Origin of the sequence: Muricoccus roseus (assembly GCF_900141905.1) — a bacterium.
Classification (GTDB): Bacteria; Pseudomonadota; Alphaproteobacteria; order Acetobacterales; family Acetobacteraceae; genus Roseomonas; species Roseomonas rosea.
Map to the genome: position 1 here is coordinate 104,272 of NZ_FQZF01000006.1, position 14,877 is coordinate 119,148.

Consider the following 14,877-nt stretch of genomic DNA (forward strand, 5'->3'; position numbering starts at 1 on the left):
AGGAAGGTCCGGCGTGCCAGTCCGCCATCCGCATTCCGCCCGCGCTGCCGGCGCCGCTCCGGCCACAGGCCTGCCGGTGGTGGTGGCGGGCCTGTTCGCCGCCGGCCTCTCCATGGGGCTTTCGATTCCTCCAGCGGCCGCCCAGGCGCCCGCCGGACCGGGCCTGCCGCCGGTCGCCTTCCCTGCCGCTCAGGCGCCTGGGGCAGATGCTGCGGCGGGCCGCACGGCGAGCCGCGGCTCGGCCATCCTGCTGGACCAGGCGAATTACTGGAGCTCCCAGGGCAGGCCGGAACTCGCCCAGCAGGCGCTGGAGCGGCTCCTGCTGCTTGAGCCGAACAACCCGGACGTGCTGGCGACGGCGGCCGAGGTGGCCGCCCTGAATGGCGAGCGCGCCATCGCCGAAACCTATGTGGCGCGGCTGAACCAGATCGCCCCGGGCGGCGCGGCCGCGCGGCGCGGGGCGGCGGCCCTGCGGATCGCGAATGTGGACCAGGCGGTGCTGGCCGATGCCCGGCGCCTGACCCAGGCCGGCCAGCGCGAGGCCTCCATCCAGCGCTACCGCGAGATCTTCCCCAACGGGGAGGTGCCGGATGTCTACGCGGCCGAATACTACCAGACCCTGGCAAGCGTCTCCTTCCAGGGTTTCCTGGAGGCCCGGGCGGCCATGGAGGAGGTGGTCGCGCGCAATCCGGAGAACCGGCCGCTGCAGCTGGCCTATGCGCAGATCCTGGTGACGCGCGAGACGTCCCGCTCGGAGGGCATCGAACGCCTCCGCGTGCTGGCACGTTCGCCTGATGTCGCCGGCAGCGCCCGCGCCGCCTGGCGCCAGGCGATCCTGTGGCAGGGGCCGAGCGGCGAGACCTTCGCCCAGGTGCAGGAGTATCTCCGCACCTTCCCCGCGGATCCGGAGATGTCGGCCAAGCTGGAGGAATCGCGCCCGGGTCCGCAGGAGCGGCTTGCCGCGGTCCGCGTGCAGGCGTTCGAGCTGATGCGCACGAACCAGCGCGAGTCCGAGCGGCTGTTTGAATCCGCCCTGGCCGAGAATGCCGACGACGTTGATTCGATGATTGGGCTGGCCATGATCCGCCGGGCCCAGAAGCGCGAGGCCGAGGCGCGGCAGCTGCGCGACCGCGCGACCGAACTCGCGCCGGACCGGCGTGACGAGTTCCTTCGCAGCCTGGGCTATGTGAGCCCGGACGGTGTGGCCTACCCCGAACCTGGGCAGGCAGTTGCCGGCGCCTGGCGCGGCCCGGGTGGGCTTGGCCATGGCGGGCGGGGGCAGGCCGGCGCTGGCACGTCCAACGGCCGCAACGGGCGCCCCCCCACGACCGGTCCCTCCCTCCAGGCCTGGCGGGCCCTGCAACAGGGCAAGCTGGATGAGGCGCAGGAGTTGGCGCAGCGCCTGGCGCGCGGCAACGCCGCGGAGCAGGCGGATGCGGCCAATCTGCTCGGCCAGGTCGCGCTGCGCCGGGGCGACCCCGGAACCGCTAAGCTGCGGTTCCGCGAATCGCTCAACCGGCGCCCGAGGCAGGTGGAGGTGCAGGCCTCGCTCTATGGCGTGCTCGTGCAGCAGGGCCGCTTCGACGAGGCGGACCGCTTCGCCCAGCAGAGCGGCTACCGCCCCAATGTGAACACCCAGGCCTTCCGCTCCGATGTGCTGCGGGACCAGGCGCTCCGCCAGCCGGAGGCGGAACAGCGGATCGCGCTGCTCCGGCGTTCGCTGGCGGCCGAGCCGGGCAATGTCTGGGCGGCGCATGACCTCGCCCGGCTCTTGAAGACACGCGGCCAGCAGGAAGAGGCCCGCCGCCTGGAGCGGGAACTCGTGCGGCGCGGGACGCGGGATTCGATCTACGCGGCCGCCCTCCTCTCGGAATATGACGGGCGGCTGCCCGAGACCGTCTCCCGGCTCGAAGGCATCCCCGCGGCCTCGCGCACGGCGGACATGGGCGTGATGCTGGAGCGGAACCGGCGCCAGCTGGAGGTTCGGCGGCTCGAGGTGGCGGCGCGCGGGAATCCGCGCTCCCCGGCCGCGGAGCGGCTGGTGGCCCTGGCCGGCCAGCCGGACCCGACCGGCGCGACCCAGGCCGAGATCATCCGCGCCTTCAACCGGCTGCGCCAGCCGGAGAACCTGGAGGCCGCCCGCCGGGCGGCCAGCCCCGACGCTCCGGCCACCCCGGCCCCTGCCAAGGCCGCGATCGCCGCCGCCCTGGCCGATGCCGGGCGCGAGCAGGAGGCCGAGGGCCTCGCCCAGCGGGCCGAACGCGACCCGCGCCTCGCCGAGGACCTCCGGCGCACCGCCTCCGCGGCCGGGCGCCGCGCCGCGGCACGGCCCGCGCAGGCGGGAGAACGTGCCGCCGCTCCGGTGCCGGTGGCAGCGCGCGACCCGGAGAACTGGCGCGCGCAACTCTCCCTGGCACGCGTCTATGTCCGCTCGGACCGTGGGTCTGAGGCGACCGAGCTGGCCGAGGGCGTGCTGCGGCAGAACCCCGACAATGTCGAGGCACGCTCGGTCGCCGGCGAGATCGCCGTGCTGCGCGGGCAGATCGGCCGGGCGGAGCAGATCCTGAGCGAAGGCCGGGACCGCCGGACCGACGAATTGCAGATGGCCCTGCTGGAAGCCCGGATCGCCCGCGCGCGGGATGACCAGGTGCGCGCCCGGCGCGCGCTCGAGGCCGCAGCCCGTCTGCGGGGCGAGCAGCTCCGCTCCGTCACGCCCTGACCCCGGGCACGCCCTGACCCCGGGGCGCGCCGTGATCCCGGGGCCCCGGCCGGCGCGCCCCGTTCCTCCAAAAGTTGCAGGATCCGAATGCCGCTGCTCCGTTCCCAGCTCCTTCAGATCGGTTTCGTCGCCAGCCTCGCCCTGGCGGCGGGCAGCGGCGCGGCCATCGCGCAGCCCATGCTGTACGAGCAGCGCCTGCCCGAGGGCTTCGCCTTCGTGCGGATCGCCAACGGCCTTCCCGACAGCGCGGTGGTGCGGCCCGACTTCGGTGACGCGGTGACGCTGGGCGAGGGCGGCGCGGACCGCGTCAGCCCCTATTACGTGGCCGAGGACGTGGCCAGGCGCCCCGTGAAGTTCCAGGTGACGCTCGGCGGGGCCACTTCGGAGGTGCAGGCGCCCGTCGCGGGGGGTGGGCTGAACACCATCCTCCTGCAGCGCGAGGGGGACCGGGTGGTCGCCACCTCCATCACGGACAAGGCCGATTACAACCAGACCCGCGCCCGCGTGACCTTCTACAACGCCGTGCCGGGCTGCGCGGGCGGGGCCTTGGCGCTCGATCCCTCTGGGCAGTCCGTCTTCTCCGGCATCGCGCCGAATACTGGCAGCACCCGTTCGCTCAACCCCACGCAGGCGGTGGTTCGGGCCAGCTGCGCCACTCAGCGGGCCGCTCCGCTCGACCTCGGGCGTCTCCAGCCGGGCGGCCTGTACAGTGTGTGGCTGATGGCGCCGGCTGGGCAGCCCGTCTCCTTCATCGTTCACGACCGGATCGCCCCGCGGTGAGCCGGCTGGCCTGCGGCCTCGCGGCCGCCCTCGGCCTCCTCGCGCTTGCCGCCGCGCCGGGGCCGGCGGCGGCCCAGGGCGCCACGGGCTGCGCGGCGCTGCCCGCGCGCATCCCGATGCCCCGGGAGGCGAGGCCGGAATATCTCGAGGAGCCGAACTGGCGCGCGCGAGTGGCGGACGTCAGCCGCCTCGTCGCAGCCGATGCCGGGCGTGCGCAGATCGTCTTCCTGGGCGATTCCATTACGCAGGGCTGGTTCCCCCAGGTGTGGGAGCAGTTCTACGGCCATCGCGCCGCGCTCAATCTCGGCGTCGCCGGGGATTTCACCCAGGGCCTGCTCTGGCGGATCCAGCCGGGCGGCCAGTGGCCGGCCAATCTGCGGCCGAAGCTCGCCGTGCTGCTCATCGGCACGAACAATGCGGGCTTCGCGCAGCAGCCCGAGGACACGGCGCTGGGCATCGCGGAGATCATCCGCGTGATCCGGCAGAAGTCGCCGAGCACCAAGGTGCTGCTGGTCGGGCTGCTCCCGCGTGGCGCGGATGCAAGCGATCCGCTCCGCCGGATGAACCAGCGGGTGAATGAGCTGATCGCCCGTTGCGCGGACAACCAGTCCGTCTTCTTCACCGACCCTGGAAGCATGCTGGTGGATGGGCAGGGCCGGCTCTCGGACCAGGTGGCCTTCGACCGGCTGCACCTGAGCTATGTCGGCTACGCCATTCTCGCCGCCGGGCTGGAGCCCTCGATCCGTTATCTGCTCGCGCGCTGAGGCCTACCAGCGCCCGATGAAGTCCCGCTCGGCCTGGGTGAGGGGCTGGCCGACCACGCGCTCCGGAATTTCCCAGACGACCAGCTTGGGGGGCGATTCCCGGAAGGTCTCGCCCGCGAAATAGGCTGCGGCGCTGCCGGCGAAGCCGCCGCCGGCCGTCGCGGCGCTGAACACCACGCTGCGCAGCGCCTCCTGCAGGGCGCCGACGAAATTTGCGTTCACGGAGTAGGAGGAGCCGACCAGCGCGACTTCGGGCGCCGGCGTCTCGTCCAGCAGCCCGCCGCCGCCGGCCTCGGGAGCTTCGGTCGTCTCCACATGCTGGCGGTCGGGAGCGGGGCGGAGGGCGTTGGGCACGCGGTCGAGGCTGGTCAGGCGGAGCAGGTCGCCGGGGCCATCGGTCTCCTCGGCCGCACGGACCGTCCGGAACCCTTCCGAGCGGGTGAATGGCGCACCGGCGAGGGCCTCGGCAATCGCGGCAGCCGCGGCCTTGGCGCCCTCCTGGTTCCAATGCGTGTCGGTGCGCCAATAGGCGCCGCCCGCCGCCTCCTGGGCGAGGAGCGCGGGGAGCAAGGCGATCGGCTCCACGCCCTGGCCGCGCAAGGCGCCGATGAAGGCGTCGTAGCGGGCCATGGCCTGGGCCGACCAGGGCGCCCCGCAAAGTTCGGCCGACTTCACCCGCGCCTTGTCCGGCACGATGGCGACCGCGAGTTGAATCCCTTGGGCCGCCAGCGCCTCACGCACCCGCCGCACGCCCTGCGCGCGCTCCGCCATGGCCGCCTCGGCTCCGGGCCAGGGGCGCAGCTCCTCCGTCAGGAAAAGGGTCTCGTTGCAGCCGACGCGCACCTGCGGCCCGCCGGAATGGAAGAGGTTGTAGCGGAACACGCCGCCCGCCGCGCGCAGCAGCGGGTCGGCCGGAAGCTGATGCGCCATCACATGGTTCACGGCGCCTGTCAGCTTGCCGGACAGAAAGGCTTCGAGGTTCAGGTTCGGCCGCAGGCGTTGCTCGCCCGGCGTGCTGGCAATGGCCGCGACGCCCTGCCACGCGCCCAGCCCGAGGAGAAGGACGGCCGCGGCGCCCTGGAGCATCGCGGCGGTCCGGGCGTGTTTCCAGCTACTCTCGGTCATCGCCGCCTCAGAACTGGAAGTAGAGGAAGGGAACGGCCGCGCGGCTGTAGAGCAGCACGACGCCGAGGAGGAAGCCCAGCAGCGGGCCGACGACCCAGAGGCTCCGCCAGAACGCCCCCATTGCCTCGGGCGGGCGCTGGAAGGGCAGGCGGGAGCCGAGCAGCGGCAGGTAGACCACCACCACCGCGATCAGCATCGTCCACCACTGGTCCGGCGTGACGTGCCAGGCGAGGGCGTCGCTGAGCCCCGCGCCGTTCAGCCCGATCATCCCGCCATACATCGTGCCGGCATTGTGGATGTCATGCGCGCGGAAGACGACCCAGCCGATGATCGCGGCCAGCATGGTGAGGAGATGGCCAGCTAGCCAGGGCATCGGCCGGCCGCCGGCCCCCTGCCAGAGCCGGTGCAGCGCCAGCAGCCCGCCATGCCAGGCGCCCCAGACGATGAAGGTCCAGTTGGCGCCGTGCCAAAGGCCGCCGATGACCATGGTGAGGAACAGGTTGAGATAGGTGCGGAAGGCGCCTTTCCGGTTCCCGCCGAGGGAGATGTAGAGATAGTCCCGCAGAAAGCGCGACAGCGTCATGTGCCAGCGCTGCCAGAAGGCCTGGATCGAGCCTGCGAGATAGGGGTGGTTGAAGTTCTCGGGGAAGTGGAAGCCGATCATCAGCGCCAGCCCGATCGCCATCGCCGAATAGCCGGCGAAGTCGAAATAGAGCTGCAGGGTGTAGGCGATCGCACCGGTCCAGGCATCGGCCAGGGACGGGTTCGGCAGGGCGAAGGCGGCGTCGGCCACCAGCGCGACCGTATCCGCGAGGCAGACCTTCATCGCGAAGCCCGTCATGAAGCGCCGGGCCCCCAGGCCGAACTGCGCCAGCGAATGCGGCCGCGAGACCAGCTCGTCCTTGATCTCGGCATAGCGAACGATCGGGCCCGCGATGAGCTGGCTGAAGATCGCCTTGTAGGTGGCGTAGTCCAGCAGCTTCTTCGTCACCGGCACGGTGCCGCGCCAGATATCCGTCAGGTAGGAGACAGATTGCAGGACGTAGAAGGACAGGCCGATGGGGAGGATGATCTCCACCCAGGGGACCGGCGGCAGGCCGGACGCCGCCCGGAGATCGTTGAACACGCCGACCCCGAAATTCGCGTATTTGAAATAGGCGAGGACGCCGAGATTCCCGGCCAGCCCGATGACGAAGAGCCAGGTGCCCAGCCGCGTCTTAGGCCCGACCTGGTCCATCCATCGCACGGTGTAGAAGGTGAAGACCGTGCAGAAGACGAGCAGCAGCAGGAAATCCACCCGCCACCAGGCATAGAAGGCCCAGGACAGGATGAGGATGGGCCAGTTCCGGTGCCGGAAGGGCGTGAGGAAATAGACCGCGAAGAAGAGCGGCAGGAAAAGGCAGAGGAATTCGAAGGAGGCGAAGATCATCGGGCGCCCCGCGCCCCGGCCCATCGGCCAGGCTGCCCGTCAGGGCCGCTCACCCCCGCCATTCTCGCCCCCATCGATGCAGGCCTTCCGGCGGCCCGCCTTTTCGGCGGCGCGCGCCATCGCGCGCCGCGGCACCGGCCCGCCCAAACTCTCCCCCCGGAGAGCCGGACGGCCCGAGATCAGCGCTTCTGCGCCGCCGCCCGAACCTCGGGCATCTGCGCGATGGTCTGGGCCAGGGCCGTGCCATAGGCGCGGTAGCCGTCGAGCGTGAAATGCTGGCCGTCGAAGGTCGGCCACTCGCCCGGGCGGGAGAGCTTCGTGCTGTCCACATAGGCGCAGGGCGAGACGGACCGGGCGAGAATGGCGCTGACCTCCTGCACCCGCGCGAAGCTCTTCAGGAAGGGCCCGCCCTCCGTGCCCCAGGCCGGGCCGATCCAGATGCAGGGGATGCCGAGGCGCTTGATCCGGTCGGTCAGCGCCATGGCCTCCTCGCGGATCGTGTCGGCCGGCGTCTGGCGCTGCACATAGCCCGCGATCGTGTCGCCCATGGAGATGGCGATCATGTTCGGCCGGTACTGGCGCACGAGGTCGTCCAGCGGCGTGGTGCGGGCGTCGCTGCCGGTCTTGTTCTGCAAGGCGCCGCGCTGGAGGCGCTGGGCGGTGCCGCAGGAGGCGACGCGGGCGGAGAGCCAGGCGCTCGGCGGCGCGCCGCATGCGGCGAAGGAGTTCACCGTCGCGCCGCGCTGGATCAGCTGGTCCTGCAACGTCGTGACGAGATAGCCATTCGCCGCCCAGTGGCTGTCGCCGAGGACGAGGAGGGAAAGGCCGGCAAGGGCGGACTGCATGGGGAGATGGGCTCCAGCACCACGGGTTGCGGCGCAGAGGCAGCGGACCGCGGTGCCGATTTACGGCATGATCCAAACCCGCTGCAACCGCCTCGCGATTTGAGACGCCTTGTCGCCGCGCATGGGACGCCGGGCGTTACGCGCCGGCCACACCTTCCGGCAAGGACGCCGCCCGGAGAGGTTCCGCCGGGTCGACCAGAACCCCGGTCCCGCCGTCCGAAATGCCGAGATCCGTCGGATGCGGGCCGGGATTGCAGGCGAGCGAAATGCCCGTCACGCCACGGAACACCCGGAAGGGGGGCTTCCAGTCCATCACGGCATCGGCGGCGGCACGGAGCCTTGCGAAGGCCGCCGCGGTCTCGTCGGGCGGCGTCTCCGCGAGGAGTCCTGCGATGGGCAGGGGCATCACCGCCTCCGCCACGCCGCCCCGCGCCACGGCCATGCCTCCGCCGCAGGCGATCAGGGCATTCGCCGCGGCGGCGAGGTCCGCCGGGTCGCGGCCGATCACCAGGAGGTTGTGGTTGTCATGGCTTATGGTGGTGGCGATGGCGCCGCGCGGCTCACCCCAGCCATCGGCGAGGCAGACGACCGGCGCAGGGTCTCGCCGGCCATGGCGATGCAGGATGGCGATGAACGCGTGACCGGGCGGAAGCACCGCCACGCCGTCCCGCACCGTCACCTCCATCTCGGCCCAGTGCACGACCCGCGCGCCTCCGACCACGGGAAGGCGAACCTGCCCCTCGCGCACGCCATGGGGGCGCAGGGTGAAGGCCGAGGCGGGCTGCGGCGGGATCCGCACCGTGTCGCGCGGCGAATCCGCCGGGAGGTCGCGGGGCAGGGGCTCCAGCATCGTGCCGTCGCGCGCGGCGAGGCGCCCGGCGACATAGACACGTTCCACCACCATGCCCGGCAGGTCGGAGAGCACCACGATCTCGGCGCGCCGGCCCGGGCCGACCAGGCCGATATCGTCGCGCTTCAGCCGCAGCGCCGCATGCAGGGTCGCCATCTTCAGCGCATGGATGGGCGGGAGGCCGTATCGGACCAGGCGCGCCAGCGTGTCGCGCAGCCCGCCCTTTTCCACCAGCTCGTCCGGGAAGATGTCGTCGGTGCAGGTGACGAGGTTCGGGGGCAGGGCGGGCAGGGCGTTGATGGCCGCCACCACGCCGGGCAGCACCGCGTCATGGCTGCCGCGCAGCTCCACGGTCAGGCCGGCGCGGAGCTTCTGGAGGAAGTCCTCGGGGCCCATGATCTCGTGGTCCGAGGTGACGCCGGCGGCGGCATAGGCCTGCAGCGCGGGGCCGATCAGGTCCCGCGCGTGCCCATTCACGTTCTTGCCCGCGGCCATGCCGGCCGCGACAATCCCCTCCATGCGCGGGCTGCCCGAGAGGACGCCCGCCATGTCCATCACCTCCGCCACGCCCGAGACCTCGGGCCAAGCGAGCATTTCGGCCATTTCCTCGGGCCCGATCTCAGCGCCGGCCAGTTCCAGCCCGGGGGCCGAGGGCACGCAGGAGGGCGCGGCGACGAGCACGCGCAGCGGCAGGCCGCGCGACCGCTCCACCGCCCAGCGAACGCCGGGAACGCCGAGCACATTGGCCAGCTCATGCGGGTCCCAGACGGTCGTCAGCGTGCCATGGGGCACGACGACTGAGGCGTAGTCGGCCGGCGCCATGAAGGAGGATTCGAAATGGAGGTGGCTGTCCACGAAGCCCGGCGCGAGGAAGCGGCCGGACAGGTCGTGGACCTCTGTCGCATCCCGCCGGGTGCCGGGCGGATGGACGGAGGCGATCAGCCCGCCGGTGATCCCGATATCGGCGGGGCGCAGCTCGCCGAGCGCCACGTCCACCAGCGTGGCGCCGGTGAGCAGCAGGTCGAAGGGGGCCTCGCCGCGCGCGGCGCGGACGGCCGCGCGGCGGGTCTCGGCGGTGATCGGCGTGTCGATGGCGGGGATCATCAGTTCGCGCGCCCCGCGGATTGCGCGAGGGTCATCTCGTCGGTTCGCGCCTCATAGGTGATGCCCCGCCGCATGGCCCAGGTGTTCACCTGGAAATACAGCGGGATGAGCGCGGTTTCCTCACGGATCGCCTGACGCGTCGCCTCGCGGGTCAGGCGGGCGCGCGCCTCGTTGTCCATGGTCTGGCGGGCCTGCTGGATCATCGTGTCGATGGAGGGGTTGCTGAAGCGGCCGCGGTTCGCGGTGCCCAGGCCGAGCGAGGTGTTCCAGCTATGCACCTGGGTTTCCAGCATTCCCAGCACCTCGGGGTTCGGGGAGAAGCCGGCGAGGTTCACGCTGTACCTCAGCTGCGCCGCCTCGCTCAGCCAGACGCCGCGCGGCTTGGTCTCGACCGTCGCCGCGATGCCGAGGCGGGTCCACATCTGGGCGATGGCCTGCACCACCTGCTCGTCATTCACGAAGCGGTCGTTCGGCCCGTTCACCTGCACCGCGAAGCCCTGGGCGAAGCCGGCTTCGGTCATCAGCCGTCGGGCGGCCTCCAGGTCCAGGCGCTCGGCCGCGAGGTCCGGGGAGGTGCCGAAATAGCCGGGCGGGCCGAGATCGCCGGAGGGCAGGCCCTGGCCGCGCAGGATGCGCTCCACCAGCGCCTGGCGGTTGACCGCCAGGGACAGGGCGCGCCGCACGCGGGCGTCGCGCATCGGGTTCGCGATGGGGCCGCCATCCTTGGCGCGGATGAAGGGGCTGCTCTCCCGGTCGCTGTCGAGGGTGAGGAAGATCAGCCGGTTGGACGGGCTCTCGCTGGTGGTGAAGCGCTGGTCGCCGCGGAAGCGCTCGAACTGCTCCGGCGGGACGATCTCGATCAGGTCCACATCCCCCGCGTTCAGCGCGGCCACGCGGGAGGCAGCGGCGGCGATGGGGCGGAGCTCTACCCGGGCGAAGGCCGGGACGGGGCCGTGGAACGCGGGGTTCCGCTCGGCCACGAAGGGGCTGCCGGGCTGCCAGGAGAGGTGGCGGAACGGTCCCGTGCCGATCATCGCCTTGCCGGAGTTGTAGTCCTGCGTCGTCGCCGCCTCACCGTGCTTCTTCGAGACGATCATGACCAGGGCGAGGTTGTTCGCCAGCAGCGGCGTGGGCACGCGGGTGCGGATGCGCACCACCCCGTTCCCCGCATCCTCCACCGCCGTGACCACCCGCGTGGCATAGGCGAAGGAGGAGGGGGAGTTGGGGACGTTCCCGGCGCGCTGGATGGTGAAGGCCACGTCCTCTGCCGTGACCGGCGCGCCGTCATGGAAGCGCGCGTTCGGGTCGATGGTGAATTCCCAGGTTAGGTCGTCCACCACGTGCCAGGCGCTGGCGATGGCCGGGCGCAGCTCCTGTCGGCTGTCCTGCTGCACCAGCGGCTGGAACACGTGCCGCGCGAAGGCGATGTTGGTGATGAGGCTGGCGTAATGCGGGTCGAGGCTCGTCGGCCCGGCCTCCACCCCGATGCGGAGCAGGTCCTGCGCGCTGGCGGCCATGGGAAGCGAAAGGGCAGCGGCGAACAGGGCGGCGCGCAGGCGCATGCGGAGACCTCGGGGCACGGGGTGGGACACCGGGTGGGACTCTGGGGCGGTGTCTGGTGGAGAGGGGGGCAAGCTGGCATGGTCGGTCCATTCCCCGCAACGGAGCGCCGCCCCCCATGCCCAGCGTCGAGGCCCTGGAGCCGCTTGCCGAGAGGATGACGGCCTGGCGGCGGGACCTGCACGCCCATCCCGAGCTCGGCTTCGAGGAGCACCGCACGGCCGCCTTCGTCGCGCGGGAATTGCGGGCGGTCGGGATGGAGGTGGAAGAGGGGATCGCGGGCACCGGCGTGGTGGGCACGGTCCGCGGCCTGCGGCCGGGCAACCGGGCCGTCGGGCTGAGGGCGGATATGGACGCCCTGGCCATGGAGGAGGCGACCGGCGCCCCCTGGGCCAGCCGCAGCCCGGGCCGGATGCATGCCTGCGGGCATGACGGGCACACCGCCATGCTGCTGGGCGCCGCGAACTGGCTCGCCGCGAACCGGGACCGCTTCGCGGGCACGGTCCGGCTGATCTTCCAGCCCGCCGAGGAGTCGCGTGGCGGCGCCCAGGCGATGCTGCGGGAGGGGCTGTTCGAGCGTTTCCCGGTGGATGCCGTCTACGCCATCCACAATCTGCCGGGCCTGCCGCTCGGCACCATCGCCGTACCCCGCGGCGCGGTCCTCGCCAGCTCGGACACGTGGGAGGTGCGGTTCCGCGGGCGTGGCACGCATGGGGCGAAGCCGCATCAGGGCACGGACGCCATCCTGGCCTCGGCCGCCTTCGTCACCGCGCTGCAGTCGATCGTCGCCCGGGAGCTGGACCCGATGCAGGCGGGGGTGGTGAGCGTCGGCCACCTGGCCGCGGGCCACCCGGAGGCGCCCAACGTCATCCCGGCGGAGGTGCTGCTGCGCGGCACGGCGCGGGCGCTCTCCGCCCCGGTGCGGGACATGCTCGAAGCGCGGATCGGCGCGATGGCGCGCGGCGTTGCCGCGATGAAGGGGGTGGAGGCGGAGCCGGTCTACACGCGCCGCCTGCCGCCCACCGTGAACCACCCGGCCCAGGCGGTTCTGATGCACGGCGCCGCCGCCGCGACGGTGGGGGCCCAGCGGGCGCGGGACGACCACCCGCCCATCACCGCGGGCGAGGACTTCGCCTGCATGCTGGAGGCGCGCCCCGGCGCCTATGCCTGGCTCGGCACCGGGGATCCCGCGCATCCCGAGGGCTGGCACCACAACCCGCATTTCGACTTCAACGACGCGGCGCTCGCGACCGGCGCCGCCTTCCTCTGCGGCATCGTCGAGGCGGAGCTGGCGGCATGAGCGGCCAGCGCCAGGCGGTGATCCTGGATTGCGACCCGGGGACGGATGACGCCCTGGCCCTCTGGCTCGCCCTCGCCTCGCCGGAGATCGACCTGCGGATGGTGACGGTGGCCGGCGGCAATGCCGGGCTGGAACGGACCCTGCCCAATGCCTGCGCCGTGGTCGGCCTGGCCGGGGCCGTGGTGCCGGTGGTGCCGGGCGCGGACCGGCCGCTGCGCTTCGGCATGGGGGGCGGCTTCAGGGGGGATGGCGTGGTGCATGGGGCGGATGGGCTGGCCGGCATCGCCCTGCCGCCCGGCCCGCCACCCGTGGACGCCGTGGCGGCGGACGCCATCCGCGCGCTGCTGCGCCCGGCGCGGCCGGGCAGCGTCACGCTGGTCGGGATCGGCCCCGCGACCAACCTCGCCCTGGCACTGGCCACCGAGCCCGCCCTGGCGGACCGCGTGGCCGAGATCGTCCTGATGGGCGGCGCGTGGGGGGAGGGGAACTGGACCCCCTCGGCCGAGTTCAACGCGGCCAGCGACCCCGAGGCGCTGGACATCCTCCTCGGCGCCGGGCGGCCCGTCACCCTCGTGACGCTTGAGCTGACCGCGCAGGCCCTGGTCACCCCTGCGCGCGTGGCGGCGATGCGCGCGCTGGGTGGCGGCGCCTGCCTGCACGCCGCCTGCGACATCCTGGCCGGAATCCCGCCCTCCCGCCGCCTGGGCGGGGAGGGGCATGCGCTGCATGACCCCTGCGCGGTGGCCTGGCTGGTGGCGCCGGAGCTGTTCCACGCGACCGCCGCCGCGGTGGTGGTGGATTGCGGCGCGGGGCCGGCGCGGGGCCGGACCCATATCGACCGCTGGGGACGGACCGGAGCCGCGCCGGCCGTGACCCTGCCCGAGGCGCTGGACGCGGAGGGCTTCTTCGCCCTGCTGGGCGGCCGCCTCGCCCGGCTACCCTGAGAGGGCTACTCCGCCGCGGCCTTCAGGCTGCCCTCGATCCAGCCGGCCACGTCCGGGTCCATGCCCGACATGTGCACGTCCTGCGTCACATGGGTGACGAGCAGCTTGCCCTCCAGCCCCGCGCCGGTGAGGGCGCGGCGGAGATGCGAGTGCAGGTAGTTCGGGGAAACGCTGGTATCGACCAGCATGCCGCCCTTCAGCATGCAGTGGCTCTCGCTCAGCTCCCAGATCGAGGCTTCCATGGCCTCCGCCCCGCCCTCGGGGAGCTCGTGCAGCACGAGGCATAGGGTCATGGCTTCCTGGTCCGTCCGGTTCTGGCTGATGTCTTCCCGGGCGCCAGGCCCGGCTCTAGAAGGCCGGTCGCGCCCGGGGACCACCTTAGACAGCTTGGGCCGCCTTGTGCAGATCAACCGGAACACGAAATGACCGAGATCATCGCCCATCGGGGCGGCGCCATCCTCTGGCCCGAGAACAGCATGATGGCCTTCCGGCAGGCCATCGCGGCCGGGGTGGATGCGGTGGAATGCGACGTCCACCTCTCCGCCGACGGCGAGGCCATGGTCATGCATGACGCGACCCTGGACCGGACGAGCAATGCCCGCGGGCCGATCGGCGAGCGCTCTGCCGCGGAGCTCGCCGCGGTGAAGCTGATCTCGGCCGGAGGCGAAAGCCTGCCGCGCCTGGAGGATGTGCTGGCCCTGGTCGCGGAGAGCGAGGTGGGGCTTCAGGTCGAGGTGAAGGCGAACTGGCAGGGAAGGCCGGATTTCGACCTGCTGGCCCGCGTGCTGGCGGAGCTGGACCGATTCGGGTTGCGCGGCCGGACCGAGGTCATCGTCTTCGAGGCCGAGATCGCCGCGGCCGCCGTGCAGGCGGGAGGGCTGCGCAACGTGGCCTGGCTGTTCATGCCGGTCATGGTCCGGCGCCTCGGGGTGGATGGCGTGGCCGCCGTCGCCCGCCGGGCCGGCGTCTCCATGGTGGAGACCCACGAGACGGCGATGGATGCCGCGATGCTCGGCACGCTTCGCGGGGCGGGGCTGCGGGTCGCGGCCTGGGGGGCCAACCACGAGCCATCCATCCGCCGCATGCTGTCCCTTGGGGTGGATGCCATCGCCACGGACGACCCGGTGCTCGCCCTTTCCCTGCGCGGCTCGGGCCGGTCAGACGGGGCTGGCGGCTGAGGTGCGGCGAGGGATTTTTCCGCCCTGCCAGGCGCCGGGCGCGGCCGATGCTCTCCGCATCGGCAAGGCCGGCAACGCCGCAGGGACGGAAAAGACCCGTCCGGACCGACCCGCAAGCCCCGTCTGACCGGCCTGAGGCCCTCGCGCCGGCGGAGGAGCCATCCGCAGGCGCGTCCCTGAACAAGGGCCTTGCCGGGGCCCGTCCTGGCCCCCATGCTCCCCTCAACGATAAGTCATTGAGGGAGCGTCTGGGTGGGCGATCACGCGCCAATCCTGCAG

12 protein-coding genes are annotated in these 14,877 nt (G+C 72.4%); 6 read left to right on the top strand and 6 right to left on the bottom strand.

The genetic code is table 11. The annotated features are described in order from the left end of the window. Positions 1-13 precede the first annotated feature (13 nt). From BUB97_RS06510 to BUB97_RS06520, 3 genes are all read left to right on the top strand, one after another. Positions 14-2,719, top strand: coding sequence for a tetratricopeptide repeat protein (locus tag BUB97_RS06510; protein WP_073132840.1), 2,706 nt, complete (start codon positions 14-16; stop codon positions 2,717-2,719). A gap of 87 nt (positions 2,720-2,806) precedes the next feature. Then, complete coding sequence (locus BUB97_RS06515; RefSeq protein ID WP_086061956.1) at positions 2,807-3,499, top strand: ABC transporter permease; 693 nt, start codon at positions 2,807-2,809, stop codon at positions 3,497-3,499. Then, positions 3,496-4,263 carry a GDSL-type esterase/lipase family protein gene (locus BUB97_RS06520; RefSeq protein ID WP_245818210.1) on the top strand — a complete coding sequence of 256 codons (768 nt, stop codon included), beginning with the start codon at positions 3,496-3,498 and terminating at the stop codon, positions 4,261-4,263. Before BUB97_RS06515 ends, BUB97_RS06520 begins: the two co-directional genes overlap by 4 nt. A 3-nt stretch (positions 4,264-4,266) precedes the next feature. Here BUB97_RS06520 and BUB97_RS06525 read toward each other — a convergent pair whose 3' ends face one another. From BUB97_RS06525 to BUB97_RS06545, 5 genes are all read right to left on the bottom strand, one after another. After that, positions 4,267-5,388, bottom strand: coding sequence for an alginate O-acetyltransferase AlgX-related protein (locus BUB97_RS06525; RefSeq protein WP_073132843.1), 1,122 nt, complete (start codon positions 5,386-5,388; stop codon positions 4,267-4,269). Positions 5,389-5,395: 7 nt separating this feature from the next. Next, entirely contained in the window at positions 5,396-6,817 is a 1,422-nt protein-coding gene (locus tag BUB97_RS06530) for an MBOAT family O-acyltransferase (protein WP_073133025.1), read from the bottom strand. Between the two features lie 179 nt (positions 6,818-6,996). Then, positions 6,997-7,662, bottom strand: a complete 666-nt coding sequence (locus BUB97_RS06535; protein WP_073132845.1) for an SGNH/GDSL hydrolase family protein — start codon at positions 7,660-7,662, stop codon at positions 6,997-6,999. A 136-nt stretch (positions 7,663-7,798) separates the two neighbouring features. Next, the gene (locus BUB97_RS06540; RefSeq protein WP_086061957.1) at positions 7,799-9,616 is read right to left on the bottom strand and encodes an adenine deaminase; all 1,818 of its coding nucleotides are present in this window, start codon (positions 9,614-9,616) and stop codon (positions 7,799-7,801) included. Continuing rightward, positions 9,616-11,178, bottom strand: coding sequence for an ABC transporter substrate-binding protein (locus BUB97_RS06545; protein ID WP_073132847.1), 1,563 nt, complete (start codon positions 11,176-11,178; stop codon positions 9,616-9,618). Before BUB97_RS06545 ends, BUB97_RS06540 begins: the two co-directional genes overlap by 1 nt. Positions 11,179-11,294: 116 nt before the next feature. On the opposite strand from BUB97_RS06545, the gene BUB97_RS06550 reads away from it, so the two are divergent. After that, positions 11,295-12,476, top strand: a complete 1,182-nt coding sequence (locus tag BUB97_RS06550) for a M20 aminoacylase family protein (RefSeq protein ID WP_073132850.1) — start codon at positions 11,295-11,297, stop codon at positions 12,474-12,476. Next, positions 12,473-13,420 carry a nucleoside hydrolase gene (locus tag BUB97_RS06555; protein WP_073132852.1) on the top strand — a complete coding sequence of 316 codons (948 nt, stop codon included), beginning with the start codon at positions 12,473-12,475 and terminating at the stop codon, positions 13,418-13,420. Before BUB97_RS06550 ends, BUB97_RS06555 begins: the two co-directional genes overlap by 4 nt. Before the next feature lie 5 nt (positions 13,421-13,425). On the opposite strand, the gene BUB97_RS06560 is transcribed toward BUB97_RS06555, so the two are convergent. Beyond that, the gene (locus BUB97_RS06560) at positions 13,426-13,713 is read right to left on the bottom strand and encodes a hypothetical protein (protein ID WP_073132854.1); all 288 of its coding nucleotides are present in this window, start codon (positions 13,711-13,713) and stop codon (positions 13,426-13,428) included. Positions 13,714-13,842: 129 nt separating this feature from the next. Here BUB97_RS06560 and BUB97_RS06565 point away from each other — a divergent pair, with 129 nt between their 5' ends. Continuing rightward, positions 13,843-14,598 (top strand): glycerophosphodiester phosphodiesterase, encoded by a 756-nt coding sequence (locus BUB97_RS06565; protein WP_073132856.1) that lies wholly within the window; start codon positions 13,843-13,845, stop codon positions 14,596-14,598. Positions 14,599-14,877: the final 279 nt, after the last annotated feature.

Bases quoted from the DNA above. Each gene is read 5' to 3' on its own strand.
- BUB97_RS06515 (WP_086061956.1), top strand. From the start codon at position 2,807: ATGCCGCTGCTCCGTTCCCAGCTCCTTCAGATCGGTTTCGTCGCCAGC.
- BUB97_RS06565 (WP_073132856.1), top strand. From the start codon at position 13,843: ATGACCGAGATCATCGCCCATCGGGGCGGCGCCATCCTCTGGCCCGAG.
- BUB97_RS06555 (WP_073132852.1), top strand. From the start codon at position 12,473: ATGAGCGGCCAGCGCCAGGCGGTGATCCTGGATTGCGACCCGGGGACG.
- BUB97_RS06525 (WP_073132843.1), bottom strand. From the start codon at position 5,388: ATGACCGAGAGTAGCTGGAAACACGCCCGGACCGCCGCGATGCTCCAG.
- BUB97_RS06550 (WP_073132850.1), top strand. From the start codon at position 11,295: ATGCCCAGCGTCGAGGCCCTGGAGCCGCTTGCCGAGAGGATGACGGCC.
- BUB97_RS06545 (WP_073132847.1), bottom strand. From the start codon at position 11,178: ATGCGCCTGCGCGCCGCCCTGTTCGCCGCTGCCCTTTCGCTTCCCATG.
- BUB97_RS06540 (WP_086061957.1), bottom strand. From the start codon at position 9,616: ATGATCCCCGCCATCGACACGCCGATCACCGCCGAGACCCGCCGCGCG.
- BUB97_RS06535 (WP_073132845.1), bottom strand. From the start codon at position 7,662: ATGCAGTCCGCCCTTGCCGGCCTTTCCCTCCTCGTCCTCGGCGACAGC.
- BUB97_RS06560 (WP_073132854.1), bottom strand. From the start codon at position 13,713: ATGACCCTATGCCTCGTGCTGCACGAGCTCCCCGAGGGCGGGGCGGAG.
- BUB97_RS06530 (WP_073133025.1), bottom strand. From the start codon at position 6,817: ATGATCTTCGCCTCCTTCGAATTCCTCTGCCTTTTCCTGCCGCTCTTC.